At 62.5% G+C, this 17,043-nt stretch carries 17 protein-coding genes and 1 tRNA gene; 14 read left to right on the top strand and 4 right to left on the bottom strand.

All coding sequences use genetic code 11. The annotated features are described in order from the left end of the window. The first annotated feature begins 89 nt into the window (after window positions 1–89). The 3 genes from G3574_RS11795 (at window position 90) to G3574_RS11785 (ending at window position 2,982) form a co-directional block, all read left to right on the top strand. A tRNA-Asn gene (locus G3574_RS11795) sits at window positions 90–165 on the top strand. Between the two features lie 209 nt (window positions 166–374). Next, window positions 375–1,625, top strand: coding sequence for an Hsp70 family protein (locus G3574_RS11790; protein WP_163963270.1), 1,251 nt, complete (start codon window positions 375–377; stop codon window positions 1,623–1,625). A gap of 424 nt (window positions 1,626–2,049) precedes the next feature. Further along, on the top strand, window positions 2,050–2,982 hold the full coding sequence (locus tag G3574_RS11785; protein ID WP_163963269.1) for a peptidase U32 family protein: 933 nt from the start codon (window positions 2,050–2,052) through the stop codon (window positions 2,980–2,982). A 72-nt stretch (window positions 2,983–3,054) separates the two neighbouring features. On the opposite strand, the gene G3574_RS11780 is transcribed toward G3574_RS11785, so the two are convergent. Then, a complete protein-coding gene (locus G3574_RS11780) occupies window positions 3,055–3,510 on the bottom strand; it encodes a DUF2721 domain-containing protein (protein ID WP_163963268.1) in 456 nt (151 codons plus the stop codon). A gap of 467 nt (window positions 3,511–3,977) precedes the next feature. On the opposite strand from G3574_RS11780, the gene G3574_RS11775 reads away from it, so the two are divergent. From G3574_RS11775 to G3574_RS11765, 3 genes are all read left to right on the top strand, one after another. Then, window positions 3,978–5,120 carry a sensor histidine kinase gene (locus tag G3574_RS11775; protein ID WP_163963266.1) on the top strand — a complete coding sequence of 381 codons (1,143 nt, stop codon included), beginning with the start codon at window positions 3,978–3,980 and terminating at the stop codon, window positions 5,118–5,120. A 5-nt stretch (window positions 5,121–5,125) separates the two neighbouring features. Further along, on the top strand, window positions 5,126–5,770 hold the full coding sequence (locus G3574_RS11770; protein WP_163963264.1) for a response regulator: 645 nt from the start codon (window positions 5,126–5,128) through the stop codon (window positions 5,768–5,770). Window positions 5,771–6,277: 507 nt separating this feature from the next. Continuing rightward, window positions 6,278–7,159, top strand: a complete 882-nt coding sequence (locus G3574_RS11765) for a Crp/Fnr family transcriptional regulator (RefSeq protein ID WP_163963262.1) — start codon at window positions 6,278–6,280, stop codon at window positions 7,157–7,159. 111 nt (window positions 7,160–7,270) lie between these two features. Here G3574_RS11765 and phbB read toward each other — a convergent pair whose 3' ends face one another. Together phbB and G3574_RS11755 are read right to left on the bottom strand one after the other, a co-directional pair. Beyond that, window positions 7,271–8,017 carry an acetoacetyl-CoA reductase gene (phbB, locus tag G3574_RS11760; protein WP_163963260.1) on the bottom strand — a complete coding sequence of 249 codons (747 nt, stop codon included), beginning with the start codon at window positions 8,015–8,017 and terminating at the stop codon, window positions 7,271–7,273. A gap of 85 nt (window positions 8,018–8,102) precedes the next feature. Continuing rightward, entirely contained in the window at window positions 8,103–8,603 is a 501-nt protein-coding gene (locus tag G3574_RS11755; protein WP_163963258.1) for an Lrp/AsnC family transcriptional regulator, read from the bottom strand. A 132-nt stretch (window positions 8,604–8,735) separates the two neighbouring features. On the opposite strand from G3574_RS11755, the gene kynB reads away from it, so the two are divergent. The 6 genes from kynB (at window position 8,736) to minE (ending at window position 13,675) form a co-directional block, all read left to right on the top strand. Then, window positions 8,736–9,377 carry an arylformamidase gene (gene kynB / locus G3574_RS11750; RefSeq protein WP_163963256.1) on the top strand — a complete coding sequence of 214 codons (642 nt, stop codon included), beginning with the start codon at window positions 8,736–8,738 and terminating at the stop codon, window positions 9,375–9,377. A 5-nt stretch (window positions 9,378–9,382) separates the two neighbouring features. Then, entirely contained in the window at window positions 9,383–10,633 is a 1,251-nt protein-coding gene (gene kynU / locus G3574_RS11745) for a kynureninase (protein ID WP_163963254.1), read from the top strand. Between the two features lie 13 nt (window positions 10,634–10,646). Then, complete coding sequence (gene kynA / locus G3574_RS11740) at window positions 10,647–11,537, top strand: tryptophan 2,3-dioxygenase (protein WP_456237893.1); 891 nt, start codon at window positions 10,647–10,649, stop codon at window positions 11,535–11,537. A 254-nt stretch (window positions 11,538–11,791) separates the two neighbouring features. Further along, window positions 11,792–12,574 carry a septum site-determining protein MinC gene (gene minC / locus G3574_RS11735; protein ID WP_163963252.1) on the top strand — a complete coding sequence of 261 codons (783 nt, stop codon included), beginning with the start codon at window positions 11,792–11,794 and terminating at the stop codon, window positions 12,572–12,574. A gap of 20 nt (window positions 12,575–12,594) precedes the next feature. Further along, window positions 12,595–13,410, top strand: coding sequence for a septum site-determining protein MinD (gene minD, locus G3574_RS11730; protein WP_163963250.1), 816 nt, complete (start codon window positions 12,595–12,597; stop codon window positions 13,408–13,410). 1 nt (window position 13,411) lies between these two features. Continuing rightward, complete coding sequence (minE, locus tag G3574_RS11725; protein ID WP_163963247.1) at window positions 13,412–13,675, top strand: cell division topological specificity factor MinE; 264 nt, start codon at window positions 13,412–13,414, stop codon at window positions 13,673–13,675. 99 nt (window positions 13,676–13,774) lie between these two features. Here the strand turns inward: minE and G3574_RS11720 are convergent, their stop codons facing one another. Beyond that, window positions 13,775–14,104: a hypothetical protein gene (locus G3574_RS11720; RefSeq protein WP_163963245.1), complete on the bottom strand. Its 330-nt coding sequence runs from the start codon at window positions 14,102–14,104 to the stop codon at window positions 13,775–13,777. A 196-nt stretch (window positions 14,105–14,300) separates the two neighbouring features. Here G3574_RS11720 and G3574_RS11715 point away from each other — a divergent pair, with 196 nt between their 5' ends. Both G3574_RS11715 and G3574_RS11710 read left to right on the top strand, forming a co-directional pair. After that, window positions 14,301–14,708 (top strand): hypothetical protein, encoded by a 408-nt coding sequence (locus tag G3574_RS11715; protein WP_163963243.1) that lies wholly within the window; start codon window positions 14,301–14,303, stop codon window positions 14,706–14,708. A 90-nt stretch (window positions 14,709–14,798) separates the two neighbouring features. After that, window positions 14,799–17,030 (top strand): YgiQ family radical SAM protein, encoded by a 2,232-nt coding sequence (locus tag G3574_RS11710; RefSeq protein ID WP_163963241.1) that lies wholly within the window; start codon window positions 14,799–14,801, stop codon window positions 17,028–17,030. Window positions 17,031–17,043: the final 13 nt, after the last annotated feature.

The following is a 17,043-nucleotide window of genomic DNA, read 5'->3' as shown; positions in this document are numbered from 1 at the left end:
GCATCATGATGGCAGGGGCTTGATGCGGCAAGTATTTTCCCTCAAGCTTTGACAGGGTAAGCCTTCTCTGACTATAATAGCTTCTCTGTTCCCTGATAGCTCAGTCGGTAGAGCGACGGACTGTTAATCCGCAGGTCCCTGGTTCGAGTCCAGGTCGGGGAGCCAAGAATTCGAGGGGTTGCACCCAGGTGCAACCCCTCTTTCTTTTTGCCGGCCGGTTTGCGTCGGCAAGAGAAGGTACGGTTCGCCACCATGCCATTCCGGCATGTGGCTCGGTTCCGGCCAAGCCGGAATCCGTCCTTGAACCGTGTCCCATCCTCGCCGATCGGGTCTCCACGCCTTCATCGCCCACCCAATCCACCCAGGAGACAAGGATGACCAATGCATGTGGCGTTGATTTCGGCACTTCCAATTCCACCGTCGGCCTGATCCGGCCCGGCCACCCCATCCTGCTTCCTCTCGAAGATGGCAAGACGACGCTGCCATCCGTGGTGTTCTTCAACGCCGATGACCATGCGACGACCTTCGGCCGAGCCGCGCTCGCCGATTATCTTTCCGGCTACGAGGGACGCCTCATGCGTTCGCTGAAAAGCCTCCTTGGCACGAGCCTGATGGATGGGCAGACCGAGGTCCAGGGACGGGCCCTGAAATATCGCGACCTCCTGCGTGAATTCATCGTGGAAATGAAGCGGCGTGCGGAAGCCGCCGCCGGCCAGGCATTGCAGCGCGCCGTGCTCGGACGGCCGGTACATTTCGTGGACGACGACCAGGATGCCGATCGCCTTGCCGAACGCACGCTGGGCGACATCGCGCTCGACGCCGGATTCCAGGACATCTGCTTCCAGTACGAACCCATCGCCGCCGCATTCGACTACGAATCGCGCATCACCAGGGAAGAACTGGTCCTGATTGCCGACATCGGCGGCGGAACCTCCGACTTTTCCCTCGTGCGGCTATCGCCTTCACGCGTCGACCGGGTCGAGCGGCGCGAGGACATCCTCGCCAACGGCGGGGTCCACATCGGCGGCACCGACTTCGACAAGTACCTGAGCCTCGCGAGCGCCATGCCTCTGCTCGGTTTTGGCACGCGCCTCATCAGCAAGGCGGAGGTGCCGTCGAGCTATTATTTCAATCTCTCGACCTGGCACACCATCAACCTCGTCTATACCCGCAAGGTATGGCGGGAACTCGAGGAAGTCTGCCGTGACGCCGAAGACCGCGGCAAGCTCAACCTCCTGCTCAAACTGGTGGACCAGCGCGATGGCCACTGGCTCGCCATGAAGACCGAAGAGGCCAAGATTGCGCTGTCGGAATCCGAGGAGATCAGCATGTCGCTCGACCGCCTGGACAAGCATTTGACGCTGCCCGTGCTCCGCCGGCAATTCGATGCCGCGGTCGACCACCTGGTGGAAGGCGTTGCCCAGACGGTCCGCTCGCTGCTGGCGTCGGCGGGCATCGCGGCGGACAGGGTCGACACCGTGTTCTTCACCGGTGGCTCAAGTGGCGTTCGCACCCTGCGCGCGCGCATCGCCGCCATGTTCCCCGCTGCCGGCATCGTCGAAGGCGACCTTTTCGGCAGCATCGGTTCCGGACTGGCCCTGGATGCCCACCGGCGATTTGGGTAGATGCTGACCGCCTGCGGCAAGCCTTGACGTTTTCTGTCGCATTTTCTTATCAAAACCATGCCCAGGCGAAATAAAGGTTGACCAACATCAACCTTGAGCATGTCTTGGCTGCTAAATTGAAGCCATTGCTAAGCAGAAACAAGGGGTTTTCTGTGCTGCAGCCCGGCAACCATCTGGTGCATGGCGACTTGCAACGACGCAAGACGCATCCAAGGTGTCTCCCAAGCAGGGGCGCCGCTACCAGCCTATCGCCTTCCTCCATCCTGTCTTCCTCCCTTGATGCCCGGCGTGCGAACTGCATCGCCTGGCAATGCATGGCGTTTCCATGACGAGGCTCGCCGAACCGTCGACCTAAACGCCGGCCGCATCCGCCAAAGCGACGCCGCCGGCCCGGAGTCAACATTCGAGACAAAGGAGACATCTCATGGCAAAGGCATCCGCAAACTGCTTGACCACTGGCGCAACGCTGCATCCCTCGTGCGACATGATGGAACTGGTCTGCTCGGTCCAGACTTTGCCTTCCCTGCGGGCAGCCATCGACCATGGCGCCGACTGCATCCAGATCGAAGCCGGCCCGGATTGCCGCGCCGGCCTGGCACTCAGGTTGGGCAGCGACGAACTGGCGCGCGGGATTGCCCATGCCCGGTTCAAGGGCGTCAAGACCTCGTTCGCCCTGCAAGTCGATTCCCGGCGCCACGGCTGGATGGCGGGCCGGGAACTCATCGACCAAGCCTTGGCCGCAGGCGCAGACACCCTTGTCTTGTCCGACCCGGGGCTCATGTTATACGCCGCCGCGCGCCAGCCGGAAATCCAGCTCCATTACGCCATGGACGAAGGCTCCCTCAGCATCGAGGCCCTGCAATGCCTGCGCCGCCAGACCGGGATAACCCGGGTCGTCCTGCCGCGGGTGGTGTCGCTGGCCCAGATAGAAAACATCCGCAAGGAAACCGGGCTTGAAATGCAGGTGATCGGTTTCGGCCGGTCGTCCTCGGTCCTGTCGTCCCTGCTTTCTCCTGAAATCGCGGGATCGCCTGCGGGGCGCCATGCGGAGGTCACCTTGTCGAACCCGATCAACGACCGCTGCGCGATGGCCGAGCACGCCGCCAACGACCACGATTTCACCCAACTCGCGGTGGCCGGCACGGCCAACCTTTTCATCCTGCCGCGCCTGCAATGCGCCGGCATCGATGCAGTACGTATCGATGCCCATTTCCATTCCAACACGCAACTTGGCCAAGTGATCCAGGTCTGGCGGGAAGCGCTGGACAGCTGCCAGCACGATCCCGAACACTTCGCGATCAAGCATTCCTGGATCAACCGCCTCGACAGGGCCGCCCGCGCCTGCCGCATGCAGTAGGCATCCCTTCCCTGCGTGCCGGACGCGCGTACAGTCCGCGAGGCGCCGGCACGCCCCGACCGACACCGAAGCTCAGCGCTTCTGCTTCTCCATCAGCAACCGCTGCATGGAGATCGATCCGGTCGCGACGAAGATTTCTCGCAGCAGGTACACGAAGCTTCCGATCAAGGAAAACATGGCGAGCACGAACAGCAAGGCGATGAACTTCGCCAGTCCCAGCTGCAGCGCGTCCCCGATGAACAGGGCGGCGATGACCACGCAGACCAGCAGGCCGCAGGACGTGCTCAGGGTGATGGCGCGGTTGATGAGGTAGTTGCGCCGGTAGAGGGTTTCCAGCTCGGCGCGCGCCTCCTCCTGGGGCACGTTGCCGCCTGCGTGGAGCCGCTCCTCCAGCACGCGGGACCGGTCGATGATGCGCGCGAGCCGGTTCGTCAGCACCGCCAGCTTGGTCCCCACGCCGGTCAGCAGGAATACCGGAGCAATCGAAAGCTGAATGATGTGGCTGATGTCTCCAAGCTGGATGTCCATGTCAGGTGCTGTGTCGGATTGGCAATCCCGCTAGTTTAGCAGCCGTGGCGAGCCTCCAAGGCCCCGCGCAACGCTCCGGCCGCGGTCCGCGACGACGCCTCGGGCATGCCACGATTGTGAATTCTCAATCGAACGTGCATTTAGTATGTTGATTCCGGATTTCCATGGTCATAGCTGAAACGCTGTTCGGAGCGCTTGCCTGGTTGCAGGCAACGTCGCTGTTCGCCACGGCTGGGGCCTCATTCCACCGCGAAAGAGACGCAGGGAACGCCGGATGCGCCATTGCAACTGCAGGGCGCGGCGGCGGGCGCAACGCCATCGTGCCAGGGGATTTTTCGATTGTTAGGTATAGCTCAACCAGCGCGCATGCGCTTTCGCAGACGGCCTTCGCCAAGGCACGCGATCATGCAGGTAGGCGCATTGCGCCGTGACTGGCCCAGCTATAGAGAACCGTGATGACCACGCAAATGGAACACCATGCCGGCAAACTTGCCAGCTTGATTGCCACTCTGCCCCGCTTTCCCGCGCACAAGGTCGGACCGACCCTGATGTCGATCATCGAATCGTCCATGGATGCGGTGATCGTGATCGACGCCTCGCGCGAAATCGTCCTGGTCAACCACAAGGTGGAGCGGATGTTCGGCTACCCCTCGCGGCAACTGCTGGAGCAGCCGATCGACATCCTGTTGCCGCACGGCCATGGCGGGGAGCAGCGACGCCGGCTCGACCGTCTTTGCGCGACGCGCGGCAGCGGACGCCGCACGCGGCTCAGCCTGCATGCCAACCATGCCAATGGCGAGCTGCTCAATCTCAATGCGACCGCAGCCCGCGTATCGGTGCACGGCGAACCTTTCCTCGCCCTCATCGTGCACAGCTCAACCGCGGCGCCGCAGTCCTCGGAAACACGGCGCCGCGCGGTGCGGCCCGCCGAGTTGCGCCGCTGGGCGGCCTCTTCCCAGCTCGCCAACGAAGTCGAGCGCCGGCGCTTCTCGCGGAAACTCTACGACGACATCGGCCAGCGGCTCAGCGTGCTCAAGCTGGACCTCGACTGGCTGGAAAACAGCCTGCCCGAGGCGGATGAAAGCGTGCCCGAGCGCGTGGCGCAGATGCAGGGCCTGCTCGACAACGTCATCACGCTGACGAAGAACATGGCCTCGGCACTGCGTCCGCCGCTGCTCGACGACTTCGGCCTGCTGCCCGCCGTGGAATGGATGGCGGAAAACTTCCAGAAGAAAACCGAGATCGCCTGCACGGTGGAAGGAAACGGCATTGCCGTGAAGCTTGGCGAGCCGGTGGAGTCGGTATTATTCCGAGTCATTCAAGAAGGTTTGACGAATATCGAAAAACACGCACATGCCACCCAGGCAAGAATCGTTTTTTTGCATACGGACAACCAACTCGATGTTATGATTCAAGACGATGGAATCGGGATGCAGCCGGGCATGGAAAACAAGCCTGGATGCTACGGTCTGGTCTCCATTCAGGAGCGAATTTTCGTTCTTGGCGGTACAATAAATGTTGGTAACGTGATGCCCCACGGCGTACTGATTCACGCTACCATTCCGCTTGAACCCAATTTGCACCCAAAACCGGATTTCGATCCCCCCTGATATCTATGATCCGAATCGTTATCGCCGACGACCACACCATCATGCGGGAAGGCCTCAAGCGCATTCTTGACGGCGCCGACGATATCGAAGTAGTGGGCGAAGCCACCGATGGATTCGAAGCCCTCGCCCATGTCCGCAAGGGCGGATTCGACCTTCTCATGCTCGACCTCTCGATGCCCGGCCGCAGCGGCGTCGAACTGATCCGCCAGATCAAGGACGAGGTCCCCAAGCTTCCCATCCTCATCCTCACCATGCATGAGGAAGAACAGTATGCGGTCCGTGCCATCCGCGCCGGCGCCCGCGGCTACCTGACCAAGGAAAGCGCCGGCACCCAGCTCGTCAGCGCCATCCGCAAGGTCGCATCGGGGCGCCCCTACATCAGCCTCGAGGTCGCCGAACAGCTGGCCATGGACGTCATGCCGGCCAACGAAGACCTGCCACACAAGCAACTGTCCAACCGTGAGTTCGAGGTGTTCACCTTGCTGGTGAGCGGCAAGTCCATCACGGAAATCGCCGACTTCCTCCATCTCAGCGCCAAGACGGTGAGCACGCACAAGACGCGCATCCTCACCAAGATGAACATGAACTCCCTGGCCGAGATGGTGCAATACGCTGTGCAGCACCGCCTCCTCGGTCCGCTGAAGAACTAAGCTTCCGTTTCTCCCTGCCGTCGCACGATTGTTGCACCCACTTGGATTGGGCCTGCACCCGGAAAGATTGCGCTTGTCCGCACAAGTAAGAAATTTCTTACAAGCCCCGGAGAAAGCTTCAATTGCCCCATACCAAGTTTGCGCGTTAACTCCAGTGACAACGCGAAATTGTTTGAGGTAAATCCATACCTACACCCGGGAAATTGCGTACACGCAATGCGGATGTCAGATCCAGCCCCCATCCCATGTAGGATAAATCCTACAATCATGGCGGTCTCCTTACACGTCAATTCAGCCACTACCGATAGCAATAACGCAACTTGATTGCGATACTGACTTCCTCTGAACGCAGTATGACGGGTAGCAACACACCGTTGATTCCGAGCAGATAAGGCCTCGCCAGACGGGCCAACAACAATCAAGAAGAAGCTGAAGGATCAAACCGACCTCGGCGACCTATACGCCGCCGTTCTTAGTGGTGAAGCAAATTTGAAACAGGAGATGACGATGCTATCGACACACATGTCAGACGCCCGCCCGGACACTGCATCCACGCTACATACGACTTCCGTCGACGCAGGCTGGCAGCGCCAAGGCAAACTGTGGTCCAATCTGAAGGAACTGTGCGATATCCTTCGCATCCCCTCCGCTGCAATCCATACCGAAGAAGAGCTGCTGTTCCAGCATGTTCAATTCAAGACCGGACAGCGCATTCACACCATCGGCCAGCCCTTCGACACGCTGTACGTCGTGCACTCCGGTTTTCTCAAGACCGTGCTGATCGATGAATTCGGCAACGAGCAAGTCCTGAGCTTCCCGATGAAGGGCGATCTCTTCGGCGTCGATGGCATTCACTCCAAGCGCTATGCTTCCGAAGCCGTGGCGCTTTCCAACTGCGACCTGATTCTCCTGCCCTTCAAGAAACTCACCGCGCTGGGCCGCTCCCACGCCGAGTTCGAACATGCCATCTACAGCGTGATGAGCCGCGAACTGGTTCGCGAGCAAGCCATGGTGAGCATGCTGGGCGCCCTGTCTGCCGAAGCCCGCGTTGCCCGCTTCCTGGTATCGCTGTCCGAGCGCTATGCCGACATGGGGTATTCGAGCAAGTTGTTCAATCTGCGCATGACGCGCCATGAGATCGGCAGCTACCTCGGCCTGACCCTGGAAACCGTCAGCCGCACCTTGTCCGCATTTAATGAAATCGGCCTGATCACCGTGGATCAGCGCTCGATCGGCATCAAGGACTTCGACGCCCTCAAGACCCTGCGCCGCCTGCCGCCGTCGAGCACGCGCGCCAAGCAGAGCGCCTCGAAGAAGTCCAAGCAGCAAGCCGCCATGCAGCCTGCGCAGGAGCCGGATTCCGACTGGGGCCAGGTCGCGACCGCCTGAGATTCAGGAAACCCCGCAAGAGGATGAGTTAGCGGAGAGAGACAGTCGTACACATAAAAAATAAAGGAAACGCCCTGCTTCGGCAGGGCGTTTCCATTTGAGCCGGCGTTTCTACATCATGTGCTGCCCACCGTTGATTGCAATGTTGGCGCCCGTGACAAACGCCGCTTCATCGCCGCAGAGATAGGCGACGAGGCCGGCGACTTCGTCCGGTTGCCCCAGCCTGCCGACAGGAATCTGCGGCAGGATCTTGTCGTTGAGGACGTCCTGGGGAATCGCCATGACCATCTTGGTGCCAATGTAACCGGGCGACACCGTGTTGACCGTGATGCCCTTGTTCGCCACCTCAAGCGCCAAGGCCTTGGTGAAGCCATGCACGCCCGCCTTGGCAGCCGAGTAGTTCGTCTGTCCGAACGCGCCCTTCTGCCCATTGACCGACGAGATGTTGATGATTCTCCCCCACTGCTGCTCCAGCATGCCATGCAGGACGTTCTTGCTCATGTTGAAGACGCTGTCGAGGTTGGTTTGCATGACTTCCCGCCACTGTTCATGCGTCATTTTCTTGAGGGTGGTGTCGCGCGTGATGCCGGCATTGTTGACGAGGATGTCGATGCCGCCGACATCGGTCACGATCTTCATGACGCCCTTGGAACAGGAGTCGTAGTCCGCGACGTCGATCATCGCGGTCAGGAAATCGAAGCCCTCCGCCTTCTGCTTCGCGACCCATTCCTTTGCATTCTGGTTGCTCGGCGAATAGGTTGCGATGACCTGGTTGCCTTCCTTGGCGAGACGCCGGCAGATCGCTTCGCCCAGTCCTCCCATGCCGCCAGTCACGACGGCGATGCGCTTGGTTTTCATGATGTCTCCTTGGTTTTCACACCTGCTAAGAACCTATCCCGGAAGGGATAAATTCTTAGTGGCGCTTCGAACCGTTGGAGTTTGATCAGTTCGCGTCGAGAATATTCATCTTTTGATCTTGAACAAGTGAAAGGGAAATCTGCTGCGTGTCCTTGATGGTCTGCAGCACGATGTTCGACCGGATGTCGAGCACGCCCTTGGTCTTGTACAGCTTCTCGAGGACGAAGGCGGAAAAGTGCTTGAGCGAACGCGCGCGCACCCGCAGCAGGTAATTCGCTTCGCCGGTAATGATGTACGATCCGGCAACCTCGGGCCATTGCTGCACGGCCGCGCTGAAGCTTTCATGCCATTGCTCCACGTCGCGCCGCATCGTCACCTGCACGAAGGCGTCGACTTCCAGGCCAAGCGCGGCGGGGTCGAGCACGGCACAGTATTGCCTAATCAGACCGCTTTCTTCCAGCAACTTCACCCGGCGCAGGCAAGCCGACGGCGACAGGTGCACGCGTTCCGCGAGCTCGATATTGCTCATCCGCCCGTCCTGCTGCAGGAACTGGAGAATGTTCAGGTCTATGGCATCGAGAGGCATTCGAATAAATCTCCACGAATCGTCTATTCATTCGCAGGATATTCCAATTCCGGCCAGGATGTCCGTGCATTTCGCAATCACCCACCAAGGACTTGCGACTAAACTATGGCTATCGACATCGCCGAGCCCGCCATGACAACCAGGCAATCCCTGTATGACATCAGCCCCTCGCTTTCGCCGGCCACGCCGGTCTGGCCGGGGGACACCGCTTTCGCCGCGGAAGCGACCTGGCAGATCACCGAGCAATGCCCGGTGCAGGTCAGCAAGCTGACGCTGTCCACGCATACCGGGGCGCATTGCGACGCGCCTTCGCACTACGACCCCAGCGGAAAGTCCATCGACGAAGTGAGCCTCTTGCCCTACCTCGGCCCTTGCCGCGTGGTGCATTGCCTCGGGGCGGCGCGCGTCGAACCCGCGCATGTGGCCCCGGTCCTGGAAGGCATTCCCGCGCGCGTGCTGTTCCGAACCTACCGCGAGGCACCGCAGCGGGCATGGGATGCCGGCTTCGCCAGCGTGGCGCCGGAAACGATCGCCTTGCTGGCCGCGCATGGCGTGGCACTGATCGGCATCGACACGCCGTCGCTCGATCCACAGGAATCCAAGACCATGGATGCGCATCATGCGGTCCGCGGACATGGCATTGCGATCCTGGAAGGCATCGTGCTCGACGAGGTGCCGGCCGGCGATTATGAGTTGATCGCCCTTCCCCTCAAGCTGAAAGGCATGGACGCCAGCCCGGTCCGGGCGATCCTGAGAAATCTTCAAGAAAAGTGAATGCCATGACGACACGAGCAGACTGCGCGGCGATGGACGCCGCCGACACGCTGGCGCCCTTGCGCCCCGAATTCGCGCTCCCCGAGGGACTGATCTACCTGGTCGGGAATTCGCTGGGAGCCATGCCGAAGGCGGCGACTGAACGGGCGCGCCAGGTCGTCGCCGACGAGTGGGCCAACGGCCTCGTGGGAAGCTGGAACACCGCCGGCTGGTTCGACCTGCCGTCCCGCCTCGGCGACAGGCTCGCGCCGCTGATCGGCGCCGGCGCCGGCGAGGTGGTCGTGACCGACACCACGTCGGTCAACCTGTTCAAGCTGCTGGCCGCCGCCCTGCACCGCCAGGCTGCCGACCCGGCCGCCAGCGCCCGCAAGGTCATCGTGACCGAGCGCTCGAATTTCCCGACCGACGTCTACATTGCGCAAGGGCTGGCTGAATGGCTCGGGCGCGGCTACCAGATCCGCATGGTGGATTCGCCGGATGAGCTTTCCGCCGCCATCGATGCCGACACTGCCGTCGTTACCCTCACGCACGTCAACTACCGCACCGGCCGCATGCTCGACATGGAGGCGATCACGGCCCATGCCCATGCCCAGGGCGCACTGACCGTCTGGGACCTGGCGCACTCGGCCGGGGCGGTGCCGGTCGACCTGCGCGGCGCGAACGCCGACTATGCCGTCGGCTGCACCTACAAGTACCTGAATGGCGGCCCGGGCTCGCCGGCCTTCCTGTGGGTCGCGCCCAGGCACCAGGCCGAGTTCAGGCAGCCGCTGACCGGCTGGTGGGCGCATGCCGCGCCATTTGCGATGCACCCCGAGTTCAAGCCCACGGCAGGCATTCGCCGCGGCCTGTGCGGCACGCAGCCGATTGCTTCGCTGGCGATGGTCGAATGCGGGCTCGACCTGTTCGCGCGGACCGGCATCGACGCCGTGCGCGCGAAGTCGCTGGCGCTGACCGACCTCTTCATCCGCCTCGTCGAGGAGCGTTGCGCCTCGCATCCGCTGCGGCTGGAAACGCCGCGCGAGCACGCGCAGCGCGGCAGCCAGGTGAGCGTGGCGCACCCGGACGGCTATGCGGTCATGAAAGCCTTGATTGCACGCGGCGTGGTCGGCGATTATCGCGAGCCCGAGATCATGCGCTTCGGCTTCACGCCGCTTTATACCCGCTTCGTTGACGTGTGGAATGCCGTGGAGACGCTGCGCGACATCCTCGACACGCGGTCCTATGACGTCGCCGCCAGCCGCGACCAGGTGACCTAAGCCAGGGAGGACCATGATGACTACCGCAGGCAAGACGCCAAACGACGCGCCGCTCAACGGCAACGACAAGGAGAATGGCAGCGCCGCCCGCTGGCATGGCGCGCAGATGGATTTCAGCCAATCCATGAGCTACGGCGATTACCTCGCGCTCGACCAGGTGCTGTCGGCCCAGCATCCGCGTTCGCCCGACCACAACGAGATGCTGTTCATCGTGCAGCACCAGACCAGCGAACTCTGGATGAAGCTCATGCTGCACGAACTGAATGCGGCGCGTGCCTGCATGCGCAAGGGCGAGCTGCCGCCGGCCTTCAAGATGCTGGCGCGGGTCGCCCGCATCATGGACCAGCTGGTGCATGCCTGGGATGTCCTGGCCACCATGACACCGCCCGAGTACAGCGCGATCCGTCCCTACCTCGGCCAGTCGTCCGGCTTCCAGTCCTTCCAGTACAGGGAGATCGAATTCATCCTGGGGAACAAGAACCCGGCGATGCTGCAGGTCCATGCCTCGCATCCTGAGGGACATGCGCGGCTGGATGCGGCGCTGCGCCAGCCTTCGCTCTATGACGAAGCCATCCTGCTGATGGCGCGCGAGGGGTTCGCGATCGATCCGGAGCGGCTGCAGCGGGACTGGACCCAACCTACCCGGGCCGACGAATCGGTGAAGGACGCCTGGCTCGAGGCGTACCGGAATCCGTCGCGGCACTGGGCCTTGTACGAACTGGCCGAAAAGCTGGTCGATCTGGAAACCGCGTTCCGCTTCTGGCGATTCCGCCATGTGACGACGGTGGAGCGCATCATCGGCTTCAAGACCGGCACCGGCGGCACCGCCGGCGCCAGCTATCTCAAGAAAATGCTGGAAGTCGTGCTTTTCCCCGAGCTGTTCGCGCTGCGCACGGCGCTATGAGCATACAAGCCTTGATTTCACCCCGCAGATTCCGGGTTTGCCTTGATTCGCAGCAGGTATAATAGCCGCCAAGCACGGAGCAGATGGCAGGCATCAAGGCAATGCGCAGGCGGCAGCGCGGCGGTTTTCCCGCCTGTCCACCACTTCCATCCATGACGGGCCGCCTTCAAGCGGCCCGTTTCATTTACCGGAACGGCATTTGTCCTTTTGTGTAGATCTTCTGCTCCCCCGCAGCATCGTCATCGTCGAGCCTTATGTCCAAGAACAGCAGCAAACCCGTCGAAATCAAGATCTCCACCGTCGTGGCGGTATCCGCCATCCTTCGCACGCTGGACCTGTCCACGCTGGACGCGGCATTGCGCCAGATGACCGGCGGCATGAGCGATTATTTCGACAACGAGTTCGCGGTACTCGACCTGGGCCAGCTCGACGCCACCGACCAGCCGGCTGACTGGCCGGCGATCACGGCCCTGTTCAAGGCGCATTCCCTCAACCCGGTCGCGGTCCGCGGCGCGCCGGACTGGATGCACGACGCGATCCTGGCCCATGGCCTGTCGATCGACACGCTGGCGCAGCCCCAGGCGCGGCCCGCCGAGGGCGAGCCGGAAACGGCACCGCCGCCAGCCCCGGCTCCCGCTCCAGTCCAGGCCGCGCAGGCCGCGCCGGTTCCCGAACCCCAGGTGCAGGTCGTGCACGCGCCGGTGGCCGCGATGATCATCGACACGCCGGTGCGCGCCGGCCAGCGCGTCTATGCGCGCGGCGCCGACCTGATCGTCACCGCCATCGTGAACAACGGCGCCGAGCTGATCGCCGACGGCAGCATCCACGTGTACGCGCCCCTGCGCGGACGGGCGCTCGCTGGCGCCAGCGGCAACGCCGAAGCGCGCATCTTCGCGCTGAGCATGGAAGCCGAACTCGTGTCGGTCGCCGGCATCTACCGCACCTTCGAAGGCGGCTTGCCGAAGGAAGTGGCGAAACAGCCGGCCCAGGTGAAGCTGAACGGCGACCGGCTCGAAGTAACGACGATCAAGGCATAGTTTTTATAAGGAGTCTGTTTGTGGCGAAAATCATTGTTGTAACTTCCGGCAAGGGAGGCGTCGGCAAGACCACTTCCAGCGCCAGTTTTGCTTCCGGCCTCGCCATGCGCGGCCACAAGACCGCGGTCATCGACTTCGACGTCGGCCTGCGCAACCTCGACCTCATCATGGGCTGCGAGCGACGCGTCGTCTACGACCTGATCAACGTCGTCAACAACGAGGCGACCCTGAACCAGGCCCTCATCAAGGACAAGCACTGCGAGAACCTGTTCGTCCTGCCCGCCTCCCAGACGCGCGACAAGGACGCCCTCACTGAGGCCGGCGTGGAGCGCGTGCTGCAGGAACTCGACAAGATGGGCTTCGAGTACATCGTCTGCGACTCCCCCGCCGGCATCGAGCACGGCGCGGTGATGGCACTGACCTTCGCCGACGAAGCGATCGTGGTCACCAACCCGGAAGTGTCGTCGGTGCGCGATTCCGACCGCATCCTCGGCATCATCCAGGCCAAGTCACGCCGCGCGCTCAACGGCCAGGAACCGGTCAAGGAACACCTGCTCATCACCCGCTACGTGCCCAAGCGCGTCGACGCCGGCGAGATGCTGTCCTACTCCGACGTGCAGGAAATCCTGCGCATTCCGCTCATCGGCATCATTCCCGAGTCCGAGTCGGTGCTGCACGCGTCCAACCAGGGCAATCCCGCGATCCACCTGACCGGCTCCGACGTCTCGGAAGCCTACAAAGATGTCGTTGCGCGCTTCCTCGGCCACGAAGTGCCGCTGCGCTTCGTCGCCTACGAAAAGCCGGGACTGTTCCAGCGGCTGTTCAAGGGGAAGTGACATGGCCCTTCTCTCCTTCCTTTTCAACACCAAGCCGAAAAGCGCCAGCACGGCCAAGGAAAGGCTGCAGGTCATCATTGCGCGCGAGCGCAACGGCCGCGACGGCCCCGACTTCCTGCCGGCCCTGCACAAGGAACTGATCGCGGTGATCTCGAAATACGCCAAAGTCAATGCCGACGACATCAAGATTTCCCTCGACCGCCAGGGCAACCTGGAAGTGCTCGACGTGAACGTGGTGCTGCCCGACGCCGCCCCGGTCAAGTAAGCATCAAACAAGCATCCGGGGCGCATGCGCCGCGCATGAAAAACCCGCCGGCGGAAACGCGCGGCGGGTTTTGACTTTCAGGCTGGCGAATTTGCCAGGTCAGTGCAGGAACTGGTGCTTCATGTCGGACAGTTCGCGGTGCGCCTGCATGATGGCGTCCCGCAATTCGCTGTCCAGATTCGGCGCATGTTCGCAGGCGTCCTTGGCGCGGTCGCCCATCTGCTCCAGGTCCTCGATACATTGCCGCACCTGGCTTTCGTCGTTCGATTGCATCGTCTGCCGTGCCTGCATCACCCGCTGGTCGAGCTCCTGGATGCTGTCCTTCAGGTCCATCGGCAGGGTCGTGGCGGTCTGGCAACGTTCGGCCGCATGGTGAACGGTCTGCTCGACATGGCTCATGCGTTGCTGCAATTCATTGGAGCGCATCATCCTTGTCTCCTTTGGTCTTGATGAAAGGCTAAGTTGGAGCAGATTCGCCCATGCGAGTTCCACTTGCAGATGCGCCACCAGGAAATGAAATCGCCGGATTGCTGTCATAGAATGTAAAGCATCAACGTTGACAGGTTCTTCCAGGCGACCCCACGGATATTCCGCTCCGGGCTGCCTTCGAGGCAAGGAGCTCGCCATGAAATCCGTTCCGCTTTTTGCACTGGCCCTGTTGAGCGGCCTGCTCGCGCTGCATGCCGTGCCCGCCCTTGCTTACCATGACAGCGCGGACATCCTGATAAAGCAGCACCCCGGCCATGCCAGCGTGGGCGTGGGCGTTCATCTCGGCGGGCCCGTGGCAGGCTGGCGGCGGCCGGGTTATCCGGCCTATGTCTATCCGCCCGCCTACGTCTATCCGCCGGCCTATCCCGTCTACCCGGCCGCGACCATCATCGCGCCGCCGGTGGTGGTGGTGACGCCAGCTTCGCCGCCGGTCGTTCAGCAGAGCGGCAACATCTGGTACTACTGCGCCCAGCCCGAAGGCTATTACCCGTCCATCCAGGTCTGCCAGCAGCCATGGCAGGCGGTGGATGCCGGCCAGCGCTGAGCCCGTGGCACATGCACAGGAGAAACACCAACCCCGGTGGCAGCCACGCTGAAACGTCCCATCGCCGAATCCGGTAAAATCCGCGCCAGCATGCATACTCCACCCAAAAACCTGTTTTCCTATCCGCGCCACCGCGCCGACGACGTCCGCCCCGCGCCCTTCCTGCCCATGTCCCGCGCGGAAATGGACAAGCTCGGCTGGGACAGCTGCGACGTCATCCTCGTCACGGGCGATGCCTACATCGACCATCCCAGCTTCGGCATGGCGCTGATCGGCAGGCTGCTGGAAAAGCAGGGCTTTCGCGTGGGCATCATCAGTCAGCCCGACTGGCACTCCGCCGAGCCTTTCCGCGCCCTTGGCAAACCGAACCTGTATTTCGGCATTACCGCCGGAAACATGGATTCGATGATCAACCGCTATACCTCCGACCGCAAGATCCGCTCCGAGGACGCGTATACCGCAGGCGGCGAGCCCGACAAGCGCCCGGACCGCGCGCTGACGGTGTATGCACAGCGCGCCCGCGAGGCCTACCCGGACGTCGGCATCGTCATCGGCAGTATCGAAGCCAGCCTGCGCCGGATCGCCCACTATGACTACTGGTCGGACAAGGTAAGAAGGTCAGTCCTGCCCGATTCCAAGGCCGACATCCTGCTCTTCGGCAATGCCGAGCGCGCCCTGGTCGAACTCACCCACCGCGTCGCGGCGGGCGAATCGATCAAGACCATCCGCGACCTGCGCGGCACCGGCTTCATGGTGCCGGCGGGATGGAAACCGGCTCCCGGCTGGACCGAAGCCAACTCGACGCGCGTGGACACGCCGGGCCGGGTGGATCCGCATCCCGATCCGTACGAAATGAAGGAAAAGAACACCGAAAGCTGCGCCACCGGGGCTGGCGCTGGCGAGGCGTCCGACGCCAAGCCTGTGGAGAAGCCGGTGCTCATCCTCAGCCGCGAGGAACGCCAGGCGGCGCTGAAGGAACAGCGCAGCAAGACGGCGGTGCGCCTGCCTTCCTATGAACAGGTCAAGGACGACCCGGTGATGTATGCCCATGCCTCGCGGGTCTTCCACCTGGAATCGAATCCCGGCAACGCGCGCGCGATGGTGCAGGCGCATGGCGAGCGGGACGTCTGGCTGAATCCGCCGCCGCTGCCGCTGGCGATGGACGAGATGGATGGCGTGTTCGACCTGCCGTATGCGCGCGCGCCCCACCCCAGCTACGGCAAGGCGCGCATCCCCGCCTGGGAAATGATCCGCTTCTCGGTGAACATCATGCGCGGCTGCTTCGGCGGCTGCACCTTCTGCTCGATCACCGAGCACGAGGGGCGCATCATCCAGAGCCGGTCCGAGCCTTCCATCCTGCGCGAGATCGAACTCATCCGCGACAAGACCAAGGGATTCACAGGCACCATTTCCGACCTCGGCGGCCCGACGGCTAACATGTACCGCCTGTCCTGCAAGGACAAGTCGATCGAGGAATCCTGCCGCAGGCTTTCGTGCGTCTACCCGAGCATCTGCGTCAACCTCAATACCGATCACAGCAAGCTGATCCAGCTTTACCGCAAGGCGCGCGCCATCCCGGGCATCAAGAAGATCCTGGTGAGTTCCGGCCTGCGCTACGACCTCGCGGTGCGCTCTCCTGAATACGTCAAGGAACTCGTGACCCACCACGTGGGCGGCCTGCTCAAGATCGCGCCGGAGCATTCCGAGGAAGGCCCGCTGTCGAAGATGATGAAGCCCGGCATGGGCGCCTACGACGAGTTCAAGAAGCTGTTCGAGAAATATTCGCGCGAGGCGGGCAAGGAACAGTACCTCATTCCCTACTTCATCGCGGCCCACCCGGGCACCACCGATGAAGACATGCTCAACCTCGCGCTCTGGCTGAAGCAGAACGATTTCCGCCTCGATCAGGTGCAGACCTTCCTGCCGACACCGATGGCGCTGGCGACCGCGATGTACCACAGCCGTCGCAATCCGCTGCACAAAGTGACGGAAGAGTCGGAAGTGGTGGAGACCGTTCGCGCCGGCAAGATCCGCCGCCTGCACAAGGCCTTCCTGCGCTACCACGATCCGGATAACTGGGACATCCTGCGCGAAGCCCTGGTGCGCATGGGCCGAACCGACCTAATCGGCAACAGCGACCGCCACCTGGTGCCCCGCTTCAATCCGCCTCCCGGCAAGGCGGCGATGCAGCGCAGGCGCGAGACGCCGGGGCCGGACAAGCTGGCCCGGAAATTCGGGCAAAACAAACCGCGTCCCGGCGCTGCCGTGGTCCGTACGCCCGTGCGGCCCAAGCCTGCGCGCAAGGGCGGCCAGGACCGTTGAGCCGTTCCTCCGG

The sequence above is a fragment of the Noviherbaspirillum galbum genome, from assembly GCF_010974945.1.
GTDB lineage: Bacteria > Pseudomonadota > Gammaproteobacteria > Burkholderiales > Burkholderiaceae_D > Noviherbaspirillum > Noviherbaspirillum galbum.
This window is presented reverse-complemented; position numbering and strand designations above follow the sequence as displayed.